The sequence below is a fragment of the Erwinia psychrophila genome, assembly GCF_039023475.1.
Lineage (GTDB): Bacteria > Pseudomonadota > Gammaproteobacteria > Enterobacterales > Enterobacteriaceae > Erwinia.
The window spans coordinates 1,236,985-1,257,111 of record NZ_JBCHVB010000001.1 but is presented as its reverse complement, the minus strand read 5'-3'; the positions used below and the strand labels follow the sequence as shown (position 1 = coordinate 1,257,111).

Sequence of the window (20,127 nt, the reverse complement as noted above, 5' to 3'; positions counted from 1 at the left end):
CCAGAACAACCTGTCCTCCGGCGTGGCCGGGTCGACAGGTTCAAAGCACCGGGATGGATAAATAAGATAAGCCGGGTGTTTTTTACGATTTGGCACAGGCGCTAAATCGAAGACGTTTAAATTTTGGTAAGGTTCATACTATGCAAAGTAAAACACCGTTATCACGGATTCTGGTGATTATTACGGCTGTATTTGCCGCTATCAGTGGGTTATACCTGCTGATCGGGGGTATCTGGCTGGCGAAACTGGGCGGCTCGTTCTATTACATCATCGCCGGTGTGATTGAGCTGGCTGTCGCCTGGCTGCTTTTCCGTCGTCGCTCATCAGCGCTGATGCTTTATGCGATATTTCTGCTGGCCACGCTGGTCTGGTCCCTTTGGGAAGTGGGCTCTGACTTCTGGGCGCTAACCCCACGTCTGGACGTGACGTTCTTCCTCGGACTCTGGCTGGTGCTGCCGTTCGTCTATCGAGGCCTGAATCCGGGCAAAGCGTCACGGGGTTCGCTGGCTGCCGTGCTGCTGGTCACTGTGATCGCGCTGGCCTATTCGGTATTTAACGATCCGCAGGTTATTGACGGTACATTCAAGTCCGATGAGGCGGTTAACGTTGCGCCTTCACCGGAGGGTATCGCAGACGGTGACTGGCCGGCCTATGGCCGTACTCAGGCAGGCACCCGCTATTCGCCGCTGACGCAGATCAACGATAAAAATGTCGGTCAGCTGAAAGAGGCCTGGACCTTCCAGACAGGTGATGTCAAGCGCCCTTCCGATCCGGGCGAGATCACTAACGAAGTGACGCCGATCAAAATTGGTGATTCGCTCTATCTCTGCACCGCGCACCAGATCCTGTTCGCGCTGGATGCGGCAACCGGTAAGGAAAAGTGGAAATTTGATCCACAGCTGCAGACCACACCGGCTTTCCAGCATGTGACCTGCCGTGGCGTTTCCTATCATGAAACGCCACAGGCGGCAGCGCTGCCTGCTGGCAGCGAGCCAGCACTCTGCTCGCGCCGCATTATCCTGCCGGTTAACGATGGCAGCCTCTATGCGCTGGACGCTGAAACGGGCGAACTGTGCCCGGAATTTGGCGAGAACGGCAAGCTGAACCTGCAGAAGAACATGCCTAACGCCCGTGCCGGTGCGTATGAGCCAACTTCTCCGCCGATTATCACGGACAAAGTCATTGTGATCGCGGGCGCGATTACCGATAACTACTCTACCCGTGAACCCTCTGGCGTTATCCGTGGCTTTGACGTTAACAGCGGTGAGCTGCTGTGGGCGTTTGACCCGGGTGCGAAAGATCCTAATCTGGTACCTGAGGAAGATCAGCATTACGTGGCTAACTCGCCTAACGCATGGGCGCCTTTAGCTTATGATGCCAAACTGGATCTGGTCTATATACCGATGGGCGTAGGTACGCCTGATATCTGGGGCGGTAACCGTACGCCGGAAATGGAGCGTTTTGCGAACGGCATGCTCGCGCTGAACGCGACTACCGGTAAAGTGGCCTGGTTCTATCAGACCGTTCATCACGATCTGTGGGATATGGACGTGCCTGCCCAGCCAACGCTGGCGGACATTACTGATAAAGACGGCAATACCGTTCCGGTTATTTATGTGCCGGCGAAAACCGGTGACATCTTTGTCCTGGACCGCCGGACCGGTAAAACGGTCGTTCCTGCGCCTGAAACACCGGTTCCTCAAGGTCCGGCGAAGGGCGATCGTCTTTCACCTACCCAGCCTTACTCTAAGCTGACCTACCGTCCGGAGCAGCATCTGAGCGGCGCGGATATGTGGGGTGCCACGGTTTACGATCAGCTGGTCTGCCGCGTGATGTTCCACAGCCTGCGCTACGAAGGCCCATTCACGCCGCCGTCAGAGCAGGGGACGCTGGTCTTCCCCGGTAACCTGGGCATGTTCGAGTGGGGCGGTATTTCCGTCAACACCGATCGCCAGATCGCGCTGATGAACCCAATGGCGCTGCCGTTTGTTTCCCGTCTGATCCCACGCAGCCCTGAAAACCCTATCTGGCCAAACGAGTCAGACAAAGGCGGTACAGGTTCAGAAACGGGCGTTCAGCCACAGTATGGCGTGCCTTATGGCGTCACGCTGAACCCGTTCCTGTCGCCGTTTGGTCTTCCGTGTAAACAGCCAGCGTGGGGATATATCTCCGCGGTCGATCTGAAAACGAACGACATTGTCTGGAAGAAACGCATCGGTACCGTGCGCGACAGCTCGCCGCTTCCGCTGCCGTTCAAAATGGGGATGCCAATGCTGGGCGGTCCAATCTCCACGGCCGGTAATCTGATGTTTATTGGGGCAACCGCAGACAACTACCTGCGCGCATTCAACGTGAACAACGGTGAAAAGCTGTGGGAAGGCCGTCTGCCAGCAGGCGGTCAGGCGACGCCGATGACCTATGAGGTGAACGGTAAGCAATACGTGGTGATCTCTGCCGGCGGCCACGGTTCTTTCGGCACTAAAATGGGCGACTATATTGTTGCCTATGCGCTGCCGGACGACGCTAAGTAATATTTCCCCGGGCGGCGTTTGCATCGCCCCCGGCGAATCTTAGCTGGCCGTTCGCGACAAAGAATAAAGGCGATCCCGCAGGGGATCGCCTTTTTTTATGGCTAATGCAGCTCCATTCAGCGAACAGGCTTAACCTCAGCACACGCCCGCACAAGCTTACAGAAGTTTTCCTTTTTCAGCGCGAGAGACGAGCAGACGGCGCTACTGGTGGATATTGCCATCTTTTTTGATGCTCAGATGCCCATAATCTTACCGCGTACAATTACTTTACCCGGCTTGATATGGCTGTCCGTTGCGCGACGCACGGCGAGGTTAATCGCCTGCCAGGCCATTTCAGCGAGATCGTGAGCGATGCAGGGAAATGTGAAGCCATACACGGACGCATTCGAAATTTCATCAATACTGAACAGCGACACATCCTGCATTGGACGCAGGTTATGATCGATACAGGATTTGATAATGCCCTGAGAAATCTGGTTATTGCAGCCAACAAAATAATCAGGTGCGGGATGATGCTTCAGATAACCGCTCGTCACCTTGCAGGCGGCATCCATATAAAAGTCGGCATAGAGGATATCGAGCCGGGCTATTTTCCCCTGCAGCGCCGCTGTAAGGCCCGTCACCCTTTCACCTGCCACGTTAGAGTCTTCCGGCCCTGACACCACCACCACCCGCTGTGCATTCTGCTCCTGCAGATAGCGCCCGGCCTGCAGGCCGCAGTCGAGATTATCAATATAGACGCCGCTACAGGATTTGATCCCTAGCTCGCGATCCACAAGGATCACCGGGATATTCAGTGATTCGAGACGGTTGAAATAGGCCGGGCGGTAATTTTTATCCGCGGAGATTACCGAGAGCACTATCGCATCGACGCCATAGCCAATCAGCTTATCAATGATGCGGCTTTCCTGCTCCTGCGACTCCCAGGAGTCAAACACCAGGGTGTCATAGCCCGCTTTTTGCGCTTCCAGCGTCATCAGCTTGGTCAGACCGCCAAAGAAAGGATTGCCCATATCAGGATTGACTATACCGATGGTTTTGCTGTCTCTGGCCCGCAGGTTACGCGCCGCAGTATTGACCACATAGCCCATCTCTTCAGCGGCTTCCAGCACCCGCTTCAGCGTATCGGGATGAACCTTCGCCGGATGAGAAAATGCGCGCGACACGGTGATTTTGCTGACGTTAGCCTGCGCGGCCACGCTTTCCAGCGTCGCTTTACCCTTCCTGCCTGCCGCCAAAATATGCTCCATAATGTTATCATTTTATATCATTTAGTTATCATGGCACATCCTGAAGCCGGATGCGAGTGCCGATCGACCCGACTGACGCGCGGGTCGGTGAAAATATCCAGATCGTCGCGGCTTTCCGAGGAAAACTCAGAGACAACAGCCCCTTTTTTCCCCGCCTGAAACCAGTGTCGGGTGTTAGGAGCGATAGTGTACTGCTCGCCTGGCCGCAGCAAGATATAGCGCTGACAGCTGTACCACTGCGCGGCATCGTCGGGAGGGGCAATCTCGCCCTGACTGAGCGTCAGGCTGAGGTCATCCACGAAAAGATAAACTTCTCCCCAGCGGCAGCGAAACGTCTCCTGCTTGCCCGGCGTTCCGTTAAAGGGAGGATGGCGATGTTCGGGGCAGGTCTGTCCGGGGAAAAGCACCAGCTCTTTTGCACAATAGCGGGGAGAATTGAAATAGGTCACTAACTGCAGCCCGGAAAGCGGATAGTCAGGCAGGCCAAAGGCGGTAACTTCAATGGCGTTTTTCTCTCCATCCGTCAGGACAATCCCGGCCTTCTGAAGCAATAAGGCGGTCTGCTCGCGCATTTTTTGCCGATCTTTCATGAAAACCCCTGCATTGTTGATGTTATCGGTATCACTCTTTTTTTCTGGTGACTGGCGTCATATGGCTATTATCAGGGCAGCTTTCTCTTGTTTGTTTACATTTATGCTAATTTTTTAACCAATATCACACATTTCAACGCGGGACTCTTTTACTATCTCCGCAGTTAAATGATAACGATACCATTAAAATGAACCACCGGAGAGCTGAGATGAAAGCATTAGTCCTTGAAGAAGCCGGGAAAATAGCGATTCAGGATCGCGAGTTTGATCAGCAGCCAGGCGATAACGACGTTTTGATCAAGATCCACTCCGTCGGGATTTGCGGCAGCGACGTGCACTATTACCAGCATGGCCGTATCGGGCCCTTCGTGGTGAAGGAACCGATGGTGCTGGGGCACGAGGCGGCAGGCGTGGTGATGGCGCTGGGGAAAAATGTGACGCATCTCAGGACAGGCGATCGTGTTTGTATGGAGCCCGGCATTCCCGATCCTCAGTCGGCCCAGTCACGTGCAGGCATCTATAACCTCGATCCTGCCGTCCGCTTCTGGGCCACGCCGCCGGTGGATGGCTGCCTGCGGGAAACCGTTGTCCACCCGGGCGCGTTCACTTTCCGCCTGCCCGATAACGTCAGCTTCAGCGAAGGGGCGATGGTGGAGCCGTTAGCTATCGGCATGCATGCTGCTACCAAAGCGGGGATCAGGCCGGGCGATATTGCGCTGGTGATCGGCGCCGGGCCTATCGGGGTGGTGACGGCGCTGGCGGCACTCGCGGGCGGTTGTTCCGACGTTATCATCTGCGATCTCTTTGATGAGAAGCTGAAAGTAGCCGGTCACTATGAAGGGCTCCATGCGGTCAATATCAACTCGGGTGGGCTGGCGGACAAAGTCGCCAGTCTGACATCCGGCAACGGGGTCGATCTGGTGTTTGAGTGCAGTGGCGCAAAGCAGGCTATTACCGGCATCAGCGACCATATTGCCCCCGGCGGCACCGCCGTCCTGGTTGGTATGCCTGTCGATGCCGCGCCGATGGATATCGTCGCCGCGCAGGCGAAGGAAGTCACCTTCAAAACCATTTTCCGTTACGCCAACATGTATCCCCGCACCTTGCGCCTTCTCAGTTCCGGCAAGCTGAATGTCCAGCCGTTGATCACCCAGACCTACAAGTTTGCCCAGAGCGTGGAGGCGTTCGATCGCGCTGCCGCCGGCCATCCTGGCGACATCAAAATCATGCTGGAAATGGAATAGCTTATGGCGCTCTATGCGGGGATTGACTGCGGTACGCAGGGCACAAAAGTGCTTATTGTGGATGACCAGAGCGGCAGCATTCTGGGGGCAGGCAGCGCTCCCCACCCTATGATTAGCGACTCTTCAGGTCGTCGTGAGCAGCACGCTGTCTGGTGGACGGACGCGCTGATCCTCGCCTTTCAACAGGCCTGCCGGGCCGCTGCGATCGATCCCGCCGGGATCGCGGCGCTGGCGGTGTCGGGGCAGCAGCATGGTTTTGTGGCACTGGATGAGGCGGGCGAGGTGCTGCATAGCGTCAAGTTGTGGTGCGATACCGAAACCGCAGCGGAAAACGCCTGGCTGCTGGAACGACTCGGCGGGACAGGCGGATCGCTGACGCGGCTGGGGTTGGCGGTGGCCACCGGTTATACCGCCTCGAAAATCATCTGGTTTAAACAGCAGCATCCGGCGCTCTGGGAAAGACTCGCAACGGTTCTGCTGCCGCACGATTATCTCAACTTCTGGCTCACCGGGCAGCGTGTGATGGAGTATGGCGATGCATCCGGCACGGGTCTGTTTAATGTGCGCGACCGCTGCTGGGATCGCTTTACCGTTGAGCAGATCGATACGAGCGGCCGGTTATGGAATGCGCTGCCGCCGCTGGTCAGTGCCGAAACCTGTATTGGCCGGGTCAGCGAAAGCGCTGCACGTTTGCTCGGTATAAAGGCGGGCACGCCAGTGGCGAGCGGCGGCGGCGACAATATGATGGCCGCTATCGGCACCGGTAACATTCAGCCGGGCATACTGACCATGAGCCTTGGCACGTCGGGTACGCTGTTCGCCTGTGCCGATGCGCCTCCGGCGGTGGAATCAGAAATGATCGCTGGCTTCTGCTCCAGTACCAACGGCTGGTTGCCGCTGATTTGCACCATGAACGTCACGTCGGCCAGCGGGTCAGTACAGGGTTTGCTGGATAAGGATATCCGCGCCTTTAACCTGGCGCTGGAACAGGCGGAGCCGGGTGCCGGCGGCATGATGATGCTGCCCTTTTTCAACGGCGAGCGGGTGCCTCAACTTCCTGCCGCCAGGGCCAGCCTGCATAACCTGGATAGCGACAATTTCACTGCGGAAAATCTGTGCCTGGCCGTGGTGGAAAGTGCCACCTACGGGCTGCGTTACGGCATCGATCTGTTCCGTCAGCAGGGGATAGAGGTGGCTGAAATCCGCCTGACCGGCGGCGGCGCACGCAGCCCGCGCTGGCGGCAGATAGTGGCGGACGTGATGAACTGTCCAGTGGTCTGCCCGGCGGAGAAAGAAGCCGCCGCGCTGGGCGCCGCCATTCAGGCGATTTGGTGTCACCGTCTGATGGTGCAGCCAGAGCAGAACGCCGGAGAAGCACTGAGGGAGATATGCACACGCTTCGTGCAGCTTGATGACGCCAGCCGCTGCCAGCCGGTGGCGGCACGGCAGCAACGTTACGCCGAACTGTATCCGCGCTATTTGCGCCTGCTGCAACATGAGTATGAGGTGAGCCTGTGAGCGAGAAAAACCCAGACAAAGAAGCAGCCTACCTGCTTGAGGTCACCGGGGTGAAGAAGAGTTTCGGGCCGGTTGTGGCACTGAAAAATGCCGAATTTTGTCTGCGCCGGGGCTCGGTTCATGCGCTGTGCGGCGGTAATGGCGCCGGAAAGTCGACCTTTCTCAGCATCTTGATGGGATTTATTCAGCCAGACAGCGGCGACATTTTTATTAACGGTCAGCGCTGTGAGTTCGCCCACCCGAAGGAGGCGCTGGCAGCAGGTATTGCTATCGTGCAGCAGGAGCTGAGTGCGATACCCGATTTGACGGTAGCGGAAAATATCTGGCTTGGTCGTGAGCCACGCCGGCTGGGGTTTGTTGATTTCGGCAAGATGAACCGTCAAACCGCCGCCCTGCTGGAGGAGTTGCAGTTTACCGTTTCCCCGACGGAAAAAATGCGCAATCTGAGCGTGGCGGAGCAGCAGCTGGTGGAAATTGCCAAGGCGCTCTCACATGCCAATGCTGACATCATCATTATGGATGAACCTACTTCCGCCATAGGCGAAGAGGATGTGCAGAAGATCTTTCAGGTAATTACCCGACTTGCGGAAAAAGGGAAGGGGATTATCTATGTTTCGCACCGCCTGTCGGAAATATTCCAGATTGCTGACAGCTATACCATTTTTCGCGACGGCACTTATATTCACGAGGGCTTGCTGGCTGATATTACCCGCGAACAGCTGATCGAACATATTATTGGCGGTGAGTTTAAGGATGAGTTTGCCAAATTCAATCAGCCGGGCGAAGAAGTGATGATGGAGGTGAAAAACCTGCGCTGGGGCAACAAGGTTAATGACATCAGCCTGACGCTCAAGCGCGGGGAGATCCTGGGCATTTACGGACTGGTGGGCTCCGGCCGCAGCGAATTTCTCGATCTGATTTTTGGCATCCGCCATGCCGACAGCGGCACGGTGAAGATCGGCGAACGGCAGCTGGATCGCCACTCTCCCCAGGCGTCGATTGCCAGCGGCATCGCCTACGTTACCGAAGATCGTAAGGCTACCGGGCTGGTGCTCTGCCGGTCCGTAACGGAAAACATCAATATCGCCTCTTTCCCTGCCATCAGCCGGGGAGGCTTTGTCAATAACCGGCTGGAGCGGGAGCGCTCGGCGGAGATGATCAAACGCTTCAATGTCAAAACGCCGGACGGCGACCACATCGTCGGTAATCTGAGCGGCGGTAATCAACAGAAAGTGGTGCTGGGGCGCTGGGCGCTGCTCGATCCGCAGGTCATGCTGCTGGATGAGCCGACGCGCGGCATTGATGTCGGCGCCAAGAAAGAAATTTACCGTTTTATGTCTGAATTTGCCCTGAAGGATAAAGGCATCATCATGGTTTCCTCCGAGCTGTCTGAAATTATCGGCATGAGCGACAGAATAGTCGTGTTCAGAGATGGTCAGCTGGCGGGTGAACTGCTGGCGGCCGGGGCTACCCAGGCTGAATTAATGAAGCTGGCGGTATAACGCTGACCTAATTTTCCTTTATGAGATCATCCATTATGAACGCTACCCATTCGCTGAACCAGGGGCTGACCTTTATTACGCGTAATAAAAGACACCTGCATAAATACGGCATTATTATCGCTTTTTTTGTTCTTTGCCTGATCGTATCCGTTATTGGTGAAATCCAGGTGGCTAAGGGGGCCTGGAGCAGCAATTATTTTCTCAGTCAGGAAAATATGCTGATTGTATTACGTCAGATTTCGATCAACGGCATTCTGGCTATCGGGATGACGTTTGTCATTATTACCGCCGGTGTCGATCTGTCGGTAGGTTCGGTGCTGGCACTCAGCGGCATTGTGGCGGCGCGGTTCGCCACTACCAATAGCGGCCTTTCCATCGGCGATAGCGCTAATGCGGTGATGATACCGATGATTGTAGCGCTGGGCATCGGTATCGTCTGCGGACTGATCAACGGCACCATCCTGGCGCGCTACCGGCTCCAGCCCTTTATCGTCACCATGGGCATGCTCTCCGCCGCCCGCGGACTGGCGCTGTTAACCACGGACGGAAACCCGGTCTCCCAGCTTAATCCGGACTTCCGCTCGCTGGGCAATGGTTACGTGGTGGGCATTCCGGTGCCGGTGATTATCTTTATGATCGTCTTCGCACTCGGCTGGGTCCTGCTGAATAAAACGCTCTTTGGTCGCTATGTCTATGCGGTGGGCGGCAATCAGAAAAGCGCACGTACGTCCGGGATTGGCGTGGTGAAAATCAAGGTTCTGGTTTACACCCTCTGTGCCGCGCTGGCGGGGCTGGCCGGATTGATCCTGACCGCCCGTACCGGCTCGGCGCAGACCAGCGCGGGGGCTGCTTACGAGCTGGATGCCATTGCCGCGGTGGTGATTGGCGGAACCAGTATGGCGGGCGGCGTAGGAACCCTGGTGGGCACCTTCTTCGGTATTTTAATTATTGGCGTAATGAATAACGGCCTGGATCTGCTGGGCGTGCAGTCTTATTACCAGCAGATTATTAAAGGGGCGTTAATTGTCGTGGCTGTATTGCTTGACCCGTCGCGTAAACAACAGCGCGATTAAAACTCAGATAACAACAATCTCTCCCCTACAAGACCAGGAGTTTTCATGAATAAGATGACCAAAATGGCGTTACTGACTTCCAGCCTGCTGCTGGGCAACAGTATTGCCGCTCAGGCTGCGCCGGTGAAAATCGCCGTGCTGATGTATGGCATGAAGGCGGAATTTGTGCAGCTGATGGAAAAGGCGGCTAAAGCCCATCCCGCAGTGAAAAGCGGCGAGGTGCAGCTCACCATGTATGACGGTCGCTATGATCCTCTGGTGCAAAACAACCAGGCGGAAACGGCGATTCAGACGCATGCCGACGCCATCATCATCAACCCGATGGATTATGAAGCGAATATTGACGTAGTGACTATGGCGAACGAAGCCAAAATTCCTGTCATTGTCACCAATGCCCGACTGAACACCGACAAAATGACGGCGGAAGTGGTGTCTGATGATGTGCTGGGCGGCTATATGGAAGCCAAAGCGGTACTGAAAAAGATGAACTGCAAAGGCAATGTCGTGATCATTGAGGGACCGAAGGGCGGCAGTGGAGAAATACAGCGCGGACAGGGAAATGATAAGGCCATTGCCGAATGCGGTGCGGGCAATATCAAGGTGCTTGAGCGTAAAACCGCGAACTGGTCGCGGGCTGAAGCGCTGCCGCTGATGGAAAACTGGCTGCAGAAGCATCGTGGTCAGATTAACGGGGTTATTGCGCAGAATGATGAAATGGCCCTGGGCGCGATTGAGGCGATTAAAGGCGCCAATCTGAACGTGAACGATTTTGCCATTGCCGGCGTGGATGGCGTATCGGACGCCATCCGGGCAGTGCAGGCGGGGGAAATGGTCTCCATCCTTCAGGATGCGCACGCGCAGATGCAGGGCTCCATTGACGTGGCGGTGCGTGCGGTAAAAGGTGACAGCTACAAGCCACAGTCCGACATCTGGAAACAGTATGAAGGGAAAATGGCATGGGATGATGGCAAAGCAAAACGCTACTCTGTGCCGTGGACTGAAGTGACCACCGCGAATGCCGCCCAGTTACTGGAAGCGCGTAAATAATCGTCTGGCAGTCAGCGATGACGTCACCGCCGTTGCGGTAGCGTCATCGTTTATTTTCCGGTATCCGCCGTTTGGCAACTAAGGCGGTATTTTGATGAGATTTAGGGTTATGATCGGGCCGTATCTCTTTTCAGGATGAAGCCATTATGTCGATCTCTCCCCCTCTGCTTGACGTGCGGGACGTGGGCTATATGCAGGACGGTATCCCGCTGCTGATGCCCGTTTCTCTGACCCTTAACGCCGGTGAGTCTCTCTTGTTAAGCGGCCCGTCCGGCAGTGGGAAAAGCACGTTACTGAAAATCATCGCCTCTCTTACTGAGCCCTCACAGGGCACCATCGCGTTTAAAGGCCAGCCGTTGTCGGCACTGCCGCCGGAAACCTATCGTCAGCGTGTCTCCTACTGTTTTCAGTCGCCGGTGCTGTTTGGCGAAACCGTGTATGACAATCTTGCGCTGCCCTGGCAGATTCGCCAGAAGAAGGCGCCGCGTGAAGGGCTGAAGCAGGACTTAGCGAAGGTGGATCTGCCAGCGGATATGCTGGATAAAAAAATCGGGCAGCTTTCCGGCGGCGAGAAACAGCGGGTGGCGCTGCTGCGTAACCTGCAATTTTTGCCGGACCTGCTGCTTTTGGATGAAATTACCAGCGCGCTGGACGAGGAGAACAGGCAGCGCATCAACCAGCTGATTGCCGGACTGGTGAAGGAGAGAGGGGTGGCGGTGATAGCGGTCAGCCACCACAGCAAGGATATCTCAGAAGCCGCCAGCGTTCTGACCTTAGTCCAGCCGGAAAGAGGGAGCGCTGATGGATCGGCATAATATTACCAATGAGTCTCTCGCGCTGGCGCTGATGCTGGTGGTCATTGCCCTGCTTGTCAGCAGGAAAGAGCAGTTGGGGCTGGAGAAAAGTATTCTCTGGAGCGTGGCGCGCGCCGTCGTTCAGCTGATTATTATCGGCTATGTGCTGAAGTCTGTTTTCGAACTGGATAACGGCTGGTTTACGGTGCTGATGGTACTCTTTATCTGCATCAATGCCGCCCTGAACGCCCGCAAGCGCAGTCTCAATATGGATCATGGACTGGCGATCTCATTTGTCGCCATCGCTCTGAGCACAGCGCTGACGCTCCTGATCCTCATCTTCAGCGGCGCAATTCAGTTTGTACCGATGCAGGTCATTCCCCTCAGCGGCATGATTGCCGGGAATGCGATGGTGGCCGTAGGGCTTTGCTACAGCAACCTTAACCAGCGCTTTCGGGATAACCGGCAGCAGATTCTGGAAAGGCTCAGCCTTGGCGCATCCGTGAAAATGGCAACGGGTACGCTGCTGCGCGACAGCATTCGCGCCGCCATGATCCCAACCGTTGATGCCGCCAAAACCGTCGGTCTGGTCAGCCTGCCGGGAATGATGTCCGGCCTGATCTTCGCCGGTATCGATCCGGTGAAGGCGATTAAGTATCAGATTATGGTGACCTTTATGCTGCTGGGCACGGCCAGCCTGTCCACCATCATTGCTGGCTATCTGGCGTATGGGCGATTCTATACGGCACGGGCACAGCTCAGGCTGGAGAAATGAGCGGAAAATCGGGTAAACGCGGCAGACTTTAGGCATAAAAAAGGCCGACAGCGTCGGCCTTTCTGGAAACGTGCGTGAGCGGGTCACGCGCTGGCAGCTCAGCGGCGACCAAAAATTTTCGCGGCAAGGAAGCCGACGCCAGCAGCAATCGCCAGCGAGACAAACGGCGAATCCTGCGTTTTGGTCTTCACGCAGTCCAGCGCGTCATCAACCGCATAGCTGGCCTTCGCTGCGTTCTGACGCACTTTACCTTTAAACTCATGCTCCGGTGAGTCAGTGGCTTTGCCGAACTGTTCCTGGCCCAGACCCACTGCTTCATCAGCTTTATCGTTGGCTTTGTCTAACAGACTCATAGTGCCTCCTTCTTAATGAGATGATTTCCTCATGGGTGAACATTAAGCGTAGACCAACTTCTGCAGCTTACCGCTGCGGTTGTGTTTAAAAATATGACAGTGCGTTGACAGTTTCGGTTTCCGGCGGGCGAAGGTGTGGCCATCGTAACTTAATTTTCCGGCAGCCCGCCGTCTCTCTTTCACGCGCTCAGGCACCTTAAGACAGGCAGAAAAAAGCCGACAATATTGCCGGCTTACCCGCTTTTGCAGTCAGTGTGATTTCATCCCGGCTGCGGTCATCATCATACGGAACAGCGTTGCTACCAGGCTGAGCGCCAGGATGCTGCCGGCATAAATGACTACCATCCACAATATGCGTTTCCACAACGGGGATTTTGGCGTCTGCTCAGTTTCAGTCATTGGGTCCTCCCGTTACGTCCGGCGTTTACCCGGCCCATGCGGCCCGGCAGACGCCGGACGACATCATCAGTGATAACCTTCATCCGGTTTGATTTTCCCGCGGAACACGTAGTAGCTCCAGAAGGTGTAAACCAGGATAACCGGAATGATCAGCAGGCCGCCCACCAGCATAAAGCCCTGGCTCTGAGGCGGAGAGGCTGCCATCCAGATGGTAATGTTGGGCGGAATGATATTTGGCCAGATGCTGATGCCAAGCCCGGTAAAGCCCAGGAAAACCAGCGCGAGCGTCAGCAGGAACGGCGAATAGTGCGCGTGACGCTTCAGCGCCCGCAGCAGCGACCAGGAGACCAGCAGCACCAGCACCGGCACCGGCAGGAACCAGAACAGGTTAGGCAGCGTAAACCAGCGATGCATAATGTTCGCATGCTGTAACGGCGTCCAGACACTCACCACGGCAATAATGGCCAGCAGGACCAGCAGCAGCGGTCTGGTCAGCGCGGTCATTTTGCGGTGCAGTTCATTCTCGGTTTTCATGATAAGCCAGGTACTGCCCAGCAGGGCATAGGCAACCACCAGACCAAGCCCGCAGAAGAGCGCAAAAGGCGTCAGCCACAGCAGTTCAGGCCCGCTGTAGGCGCGGTTAGTCACCTCAAAGCCGTTAATAAAGGAGCCCAGCACCACCCCCTGACTGAAGGTGGCGATATAGGATCCGGCAATAAAGGATTTGTCCCAGAACGCCCGGTGCTCTTCGGTCGCTTTAAAGCGGAACTCAAAGGCCACACCCCGAAAAATCAGACCAATCAGCATAATGGTCAGCGGGACGGAGAGCGCATCGATAATGACCGCGTAGGCAAGCGGAAAGGCGCCGAAAAGCCCGGCACCGCCCAGCACCAGCCAGGTTTCGTTACCATCCCAGACTGGCGCAACGGTGTTAACCATCATGTCCCGCTCGCCGGCATCCTTATTAAACGGAAACAGGATACCGATGCCCAGGTCGAAACCATCCATCACGATATACATCAGGGTCGAAAAGACGATGATGGCGAACCAGATAATTGAGAGATCGATACCCACGTTATTTCCCCTCTTCTTCCGGCGTATGAATTTTTTCCTTCACGGCAGACAACGGGCGTGCAGGCGTATGCCGCGTGCCAGGGCCGCCTTCAGGTTCATCACTGCCTTCGCCCGGTTTAGGGCCTTTCTTGATCAGATTGATCAGGTAGATATAGCCCACGCCGAATACCGATGAGTAAACGAGGATAAAGGCGAGCAGGCTGAGGCTCATATGCATTTCACCATGGGCGGAAACGGCATCCCGGGTGCGCATAAGGCCATAAACCACCCAGGGCTGACGACCTATTTCGGTGGTGAACCAGCCCGCCAGAATGGCGAGTACCCCCGAGGGCCCCATCAGCAGCGCAAACCACAAGAAGGGGCGGGAAGTGTAGAGACGATCGCGAAAGCGTAGCCAGAGACTGATGGTGCCCAGCAGTATCATCAGCAAGCCAAGCGCGACCATGACGCGGAAGGACCAGAAAATAATAGTGGAGTTGGGCCGGTCTTCTTTCGGAAAGCTCTTCAGCGCCGGAATCTGTTTGTCCAGGCTATGCGTCAGGATCAGGCTGCCCAGATAGGGGATTTCCAGCGCATATTTGGTTCTTTCCTCCTCCATATCCGGCAGGCCAAAGAGGATAAGCGGCGTCGGCTCATTGGCGACGTTCTCCCAGTGCCCTTCGATGGCGGCGATTTTAGCCGGCTGATGCTTCAGCGTATTCAGGCCGTGAGCATCGCCAATCATCGCCTGAATCGGGGCCACGATCAGCGCCATCCACATCGCCATAGAGAGCATTTTACGGATAGCCGGCGTGTCGTTTTTACGCAGCAGGTGCCAGGCGGCAGACGCCCCGACGAAAAAGGCGCTGGCCAGGAAGGCGGCAGTCGACATATGCAATAGCCGGTAAGGGAATGACGGGTTAAAAATAATTTTGAACCAGTCTACCGGGATGACGATGCCGTCCTGAATCGCGTAGCCCTGAGGCGTATGCATCCAGCTGTTAGAGGCGAGTATCCAGAAGGTTGAGATAAGCGTGCCCAGCGCAACCATACAGGTGGCGAAGAAATGCAGCCCTGGCCCCACGCGATTCCAGCCAAAAAGCATCACCCCCAAAAAGCCCGCTTCGAGGAAGAAGGCGGTCAGCACCTCGTAGGTGAGCAGGGGACCGGTCACGCTCCCGGCAAACTGGGAGAAACCGCTCCAGTTGGTGCCGAACTGATAAGCCATTACCAGTCCCGAAACCACGCCCATACCGAAGTTGACGGCGAAGATTTTCGACCAGAAGTGATAGAGATCGCGATAATCCTGGTTTCTGGTTTTCAGCCACAGACCTTCGAGCACCGCCAGGAAGCTGGCGAGGCCGATGGTGATAGCCGGAAAGATTATATGGAAGGAAACGGTGAAGGCGAATTGTATCCTTGCCAGTTCAAATGCATCTAATCCAAACATTGCTTACCTCGATCTAACATACACTGCCCTTTCTTTATTATTTACCCACCGTTAACCAAAGCGTGCCTGGTCAGCACGTTATCGTGCCATTAATGGGTAATTTCATCGAAGGTTTGATCCTGAGACCAAAACAGGTGAAGGAGAAGAAACAGTAAGGCCTTTCTTACCTATAACAGCATAGAACTTTGCGAAGATTTGTTTCCCTTTTTCGTTAAATTATTTTTCCCTATTGTTAATACGATTATTCATTTTGGTTTTTTGATGTAAAAATAATGTGTTGCCGGCTACCGTTACGCTCAGTGCAGTGCGTTAAGCGAAGCGGGACTGAGCGTTTTCACAGAGTGCGCGATTTATAACATCTGCGGTGAATAAAACTTTTTATCTTGCCGTTAATCGCTTCGCAGTGACTGGGACTGAGGGACGGGCATGCAAAGCTGGTAAGGGTATTAATGTGACCGGTTTGTAACAACGAAGCGCGCTGCGTGGGATCCTTTAGCAGCCAGGCTCTTCCTGGCAAAGGGGAGGGGGACGCAACTGCGGATTTTGCAAAAGACGGTAAATGTTAACGTTTACCGATGTAATCAGTTTCACCGTGAAGCATTTTGTTACATGTTGGCCGGGTTTACTTTACCTGTGCTTGTTTTAGATCAGGGTCTTAATTTTTGGTGGAAGAGTCATCCTCAATGCCCCGGCGAGAGAGCGCTATGAACTAACCTGATGAGATGACCTCTTCCGGATGAAAACATTATAAAAAGTGCCGGAGTAAAGTTAAGCGGCAGATAAATTCAGAGCTAAATATAACAGGGGATTAGAAGAGGAAAGTCCCAATTATAGCGCCTCTCGCATTCTGATCGCGCATCTTCGGAAAAATAGGCGATCTACAGGTTTTAACTGACCATAAGCCATTTCCTGATGGCCGGATAAAATTATTTCTGCAAGCTCACGTCAGATGCTCCGGAATAGACCCATCACCGTAGCTTTTAACTGAAGACGCTCTTTAGGGTGAGTTATCTTCTATTCTAATTTCTCTGCGTTCTGTTTACTTAATAAAGCATCAGCGACGCTGTGCTCGCCCGGAAAAAACCAATCATTTCCAGAGGGGCTATTGCGGGTTACAAGCTTATGACTGCAAACAGAAGGTATTTCTCATCTCGTATAAACTGAAGCAGAGCGCCATGAACTGGCATTAACAGCATAAGAAGGCAGTATGCGATCCGGGTCGGAGCTTAAAAAAGGAGACAGGGAGCCTGTCGGCAGGATCATAAAGAGCAACCTGGCGGTCGTTTGATGGTCAGGCGCGCCAGAAGGCGTTTCCGGTTTCCCATTTACTCCTGAAAGTTTGATCTCTCTCCCAAAATGTAAATTTCCCGTTGGCACAACGTTTCCGTAGTGGGATGTTACCGTTAACATGTTCCCGGTAACAACACCAGAGTACGGCTCTGCTACCCTCTAACAATCACCCGCTGCGGCTGAGCAGTAAGGGAAAAATAACGTAAGTCTGTCTGTCGGGCAGGCTATACGCACCGGAGAAGAAAAACTATGCCTTTAGTCATTGTTGCGATTGGCGTCCTGCTGCTGCTGCTGCTGATGATACGATTCAGACTGAACGGATTTATCGCGCTGATCCTGGTCGCGCTGGCGGTAGGCGTCATGCAGGGAATGCCGGTCGATAAAGTTATCGGCTCGATAAAAGCGGGCGTGGGCGGAACCCTCGGCGGACTGGCGCTGATCATGGGCTTTGGCGCCATGCTGGGCAAATTGCTGGCTGACTGCGGCGGCGCGCAGCGTATCGCCACCACGCTGATCGCGAAGTTTGGCGAGAAGCACATTCAGTGGGCGGTGGTCCTGACGGGCTTTACCGTAGGTTTCGCCCTGTTTTATGAGGTGGGCTTCGTGCTGATGCTGCCGCTGGTGCTGACTATCGCCGCCTCCGCCCGCGTTCCTCTGCTTTTTGTTGGCGTGCCGATGGCGGCCGCGCTCTCCGTAACCCACGGCTTTTTACCGCCTCATCCAGGCCCGACAGCCATCGCCACGCTGTTCCACGCCGATATGGGGAAAACACTTCTGTTTGGGACACTACTGGCCATCCCTACCGTGATCCTGGCAGGGCCCGTCTTTGCGCGTTTCCTGAAAAACATCGATAAGCCCATTCCTGAAGGCCTCTATAATCCAAAAACCTTTACCGAAGCAGAGATGCCAAGCTTTGGCGTCAGCGTCTGGACGGCTCTTGTTCCTGTAGTGCTGATGGCGCTTCGCGCCGTTGCCGAGATGGTGCTGCCGAAAGGGCACGGCTTACTGGCCTATGCGGAATTTTTTGGCGACCCGATCATGGCTACGCTGATTGCCGTGCTGATCGCCCTGTTTACCTTCGGCCTTAACCGTGGCCGGACGATGGATCAGGTAATGGATACGCTGACTGAATCCATTAAGATTATCGCGATGATGCTGCTGATTATTGGCGGCGGCGGGGCGTTTAAGCAGGTTCTGGTAGACAGCGGCGTCGATAAATATATCGCTGCGATGATGGAAGGGAGCACCGTCTCTCCGATCCTGATGGCCTGGTCTATCGCTGCCGCGCTGCGCATTGCGCTGGGGTCAGCTACGGTGGCGGCGATCACCGCTGGCGGTATCGTCGCCCCGATTATCGCAACCACCGGCGTTAGTCCGGAACTGATGGTTATTGCCGTGGGCTCCGGCAGCGTAATCTTCTCACACGTTAACGATCCGGGATTCTGGTTGTTTAAAGAGTATTTTAACCTGACCATTGGCGAAACGATGCGCTCGTGGTCAGTGCTGGAAACCATTATCGCCGTGTGTGGCCTGATAGGGTGTCTGGCGCTACAGGCCGTTATCTGATCTGTTTAGCCAGTATGCCGCCGTTGCGGCGGCATACTGTTTCTGCTTTCTGCTTTCTGCTTTCTGCTTTCTGCTTGCCTTTATTTCCCTGTCCCCCTTCGCTTGTTTTTTGTCCTGTCTGGCTTTTGTCTCCTGCAGGTCACTGCCGGAAGGTAATGAAATTATTCTTCCTCTTGCCGAAAGGCATTCACACTGCTGTTTTTTACCGTTTAATTTCAAGAAGCTAATTCTTGCGCGTCAGCAAACTGGCCTGACCATTTTCAGTCGTCTCTGGGAAAAAGAGGAAAATGACGCGGGAAGTTGCCATCAATATCTTTTAGTAAGTATACTATCGCCTTGAAATTATTTGATTTTTTTTACTAAAGCCAAATTTTGACCGGGCCCGGATCACACGTAATCTGATGACACTATTCTGCCGCCTCTGCGAGGCAGGCTGCCCGGCGCGTTTTTATTTCCTTAACCTTTGCGTTAACGGTTTGATTCTCCTGATACCGTGAACTGGTTTGCGGGCAGCTGCCTTTGGGGACTATTGCAGTATGGAAAGTGAACAGAGTAACGCGCATATCGTGCCCGAACTGAAATTCGTGGGGATCGCCCCGGAGATCGTCACGTTCGGAAAACGCCTTGCGGACACTAAATATCAGATTGATACACTCGGAAAAAACGGCTGGGGCGAGCTGACGGGCAACCTGCATGGTCTTGAGGCGAGCGGGGAGTGGGACGGTCCCGATGATGCGCTCACCTTTTTCAGCAAAGTTTTCCCCTTTGCCCGGCTGCCGGCGGAAACCGAGCCCCTGGGCGTTTTTCAGGTGCCGACGGAACATGTTATCGGGCGCAGCTGGCGCTGGTGGCCTGAGCATCTGAATGCGAACAGCGAGGCCCGACTGGCTGAACACCTTAACGGGCCATTCGCGGCGGAGAGCACGTCCTTTTACTTTATTGCTTCTCTGGGCGTGCTGCTGGCGGCGCAGGGACAGAGCCGGGTAAATTATTGTCGCCAGCGACATATCCCGTTAATGTCTGCCCGCGTCAGCAACCTTAACTATCCGCCAGCCGATCGTTTCCGCCTTTATCATGTTACGCGGGGAAATACGCGACAGAGCTGGGTGGTGCTTAATGACCGTTATCTGCAGCCCATACAGTGGCCGCGCATCTCTCTGCCCGCGTTAAAAACCTATGGCGTGCACAGCGGCAGCTGGCCGCTAACCTTTCCGCCAGTAAGCCGTGTTTTCGATGAGCTTTATCAGCCTCAGCCTGCGGAAGATTTTATTGCTCCCTGCGTGGATCTGGAGGCACTGAAGGTTGCCATCCGGGCAGAGAATGAAGCAGAAAGGCAGGCGGTAAAACCGGTCAAAATGGCGCTGAGCGATATGGATATCACCAATATCTGGCCGATCAGTATTACGCTCTCCTTCTTTTTTATACTCTCTATGGTGGTCGCGGGGCTGACGGCCGGGGAAGGATGGTCAGGGAGCATCAGCCTGCTGATTTGCGGCATGGCGGGAAGCCTGCTGCTGTTCCTTGCCACGCCGGTTTTTCTGGTCAGCAAGCGGCTGCACAGGAACTTTGAACTGGATGACGCCGCAGGCAAAACGGAGACCGGAGAGTTGAATAAAGCAGAAGACCCCACGCCTCAGTCCTGAGTTCTGCTCGCAGCATAACGCGAAAAGGGCCTCCTGCGAGGCCCTGCGG

The 20,127-nt window shown here is 55.0% G+C and carries 16 protein-coding genes; 10 read left to right on the top strand and 6 right to left on the bottom strand.

Going from position 1 to position 20,127, the window contains the following annotated elements:
* The first annotated feature begins 140 nt into the window (after positions 1–140).
* The gene (locus tag AAH446_RS05845; RefSeq protein ID WP_342905730.1) at positions 141–2,531 is read left to right on the top strand and encodes a glucose/quinate/shikimate family membrane-bound PQQ-dependent dehydrogenase; all 2,391 of its coding nucleotides are present in this window, start codon (positions 141–143) and stop codon (positions 2,529–2,531) included.
* Positions 2,532–2,764: 233 nt separating this feature from the next.
* Here AAH446_RS05845 and AAH446_RS05840 read toward each other — a convergent pair whose 3' ends face one another.
* Both AAH446_RS05840 and AAH446_RS05835 read right to left on the bottom strand, forming a co-directional pair.
* Positions 2,765–3,781, bottom strand: a complete 1,017-nt coding sequence (locus tag AAH446_RS05840; RefSeq protein WP_342905729.1) for a LacI family DNA-binding transcriptional regulator — start codon at positions 3,779–3,781, stop codon at positions 2,765–2,767.
* Between the two features lie 17 nt (positions 3,782–3,798).
* Positions 3,799–4,371, bottom strand: coding sequence for a D-lyxose/D-mannose family sugar isomerase (locus AAH446_RS05835; RefSeq protein WP_342905728.1), 573 nt, complete (start codon positions 4,369–4,371; stop codon positions 3,799–3,801).
* Positions 4,372–4,580: 209 nt separating this feature from the next.
* On the opposite strand from AAH446_RS05835, the gene AAH446_RS05830 reads away from it, so the two are divergent.
* The 7 genes from AAH446_RS05830 to fetB all read left to right on the top strand — a co-directional run bounded on the left by AAH446_RS05830 (position 4,581) and on the right by fetB (position 12,324).
* Positions 4,581–5,615 carry an NAD(P)-dependent alcohol dehydrogenase gene (locus tag AAH446_RS05830; RefSeq protein WP_342905727.1) on the top strand — a complete coding sequence of 345 codons (1,035 nt, stop codon included), beginning with the start codon at positions 4,581–4,583 and terminating at the stop codon, positions 5,613–5,615.
* 3 nt (positions 5,616–5,618) lie between these two features.
* Complete coding sequence (gene xylB / locus AAH446_RS05825) at positions 5,619–7,133, top strand: xylulokinase (protein ID WP_342905726.1); 1,515 nt, start codon at positions 5,619–5,621, stop codon at positions 7,131–7,133.
* Positions 7,130–8,635 carry a sugar ABC transporter ATP-binding protein gene (locus tag AAH446_RS05820; RefSeq protein WP_342905725.1) on the top strand — a complete coding sequence of 502 codons (1,506 nt, stop codon included), beginning with the start codon at positions 7,130–7,132 and terminating at the stop codon, positions 8,633–8,635. Before xylB ends, AAH446_RS05820 begins: the two co-directional genes overlap by 4 nt.
* A 35-nt stretch (positions 8,636–8,670) precedes the next feature.
* On the top strand, positions 8,671–9,708 hold the full coding sequence (locus tag AAH446_RS05815) for an ABC transporter permease (protein WP_342905724.1): 1,038 nt from the start codon (positions 8,671–8,673) through the stop codon (positions 9,706–9,708).
* A 54-nt stretch (positions 9,709–9,762) separates the two neighbouring features.
* On the top strand, positions 9,763–10,755 hold the full coding sequence (locus AAH446_RS05810; protein ID WP_463322783.1) for a substrate-binding domain-containing protein: 993 nt from the start codon (positions 9,763–9,765) through the stop codon (positions 10,753–10,755).
* A 146-nt stretch (positions 10,756–10,901) separates the two neighbouring features.
* Complete coding sequence (gene fetA / locus AAH446_RS05805) at positions 10,902–11,570, top strand: iron efflux ABC transporter ATP-binding subunit FetA (RefSeq protein ID WP_342905722.1); 669 nt, start codon at positions 10,902–10,904, stop codon at positions 11,568–11,570.
* A complete protein-coding gene (gene fetB, locus AAH446_RS05800) occupies positions 11,557–12,324 on the top strand; it encodes an iron efflux ABC transporter permease subunit FetB (RefSeq protein WP_342905721.1) in 768 nt (255 codons plus the stop codon). The genes fetA and fetB overlap by 14 nt, the downstream gene beginning before the upstream one ends.
* 98 nt (positions 12,325–12,422) lie before the next feature.
* On the opposite strand, the gene AAH446_RS05795 is transcribed toward fetB, so the two are convergent.
* The 4 genes from AAH446_RS05795 to AAH446_RS05780 form a co-directional block, all read right to left on the bottom strand.
* Positions 12,423–12,677: a CsbD family protein gene (locus tag AAH446_RS05795; RefSeq protein WP_024967381.1), complete on the bottom strand. Its 255-nt coding sequence runs from the start codon at positions 12,675–12,677 to the stop codon at positions 12,423–12,425.
* 249 nt (positions 12,678–12,926) lie between these two features.
* Positions 12,927–13,076: a DUF2474 domain-containing protein gene (locus AAH446_RS05790; protein WP_342905720.1), complete on the bottom strand. Its 150-nt coding sequence runs from the start codon at positions 13,074–13,076 to the stop codon at positions 12,927–12,929.
* Between the two features lie 66 nt (positions 13,077–13,142).
* On the bottom strand, positions 13,143–14,150 hold the full coding sequence (gene cydB / locus AAH446_RS05785; RefSeq protein WP_342905719.1) for a cytochrome d ubiquinol oxidase subunit II: 1,008 nt from the start codon (positions 14,148–14,150) through the stop codon (positions 13,143–13,145).
* Position 14,151: 1 nt separating this feature from the next.
* Positions 14,152–15,579 (bottom strand): cytochrome ubiquinol oxidase subunit I, encoded by a 1,428-nt coding sequence (locus AAH446_RS05780; protein ID WP_342905718.1) that lies wholly within the window; start codon positions 15,577–15,579, stop codon positions 14,152–14,154.
* A 1,539-nt stretch (positions 15,580–17,118) separates the two neighbouring features.
* On the opposite strand from AAH446_RS05780, the gene gntT reads away from it, so the two are divergent.
* Complete coding sequence (gene gntT / locus AAH446_RS05775) at positions 17,119–18,435, top strand: gluconate transporter (protein ID WP_342905717.1); 1,317 nt, start codon at positions 17,119–17,121, stop codon at positions 18,433–18,435.
* A gap of 536 nt (positions 18,436–18,971) precedes the next feature.
* Positions 18,972–20,078 (top strand): hypothetical protein, encoded by a 1,107-nt coding sequence (locus AAH446_RS05770; protein WP_342905716.1) that lies wholly within the window; start codon positions 18,972–18,974, stop codon positions 20,076–20,078.
* Positions 20,079–20,127: the final 49 nt, after the last annotated feature.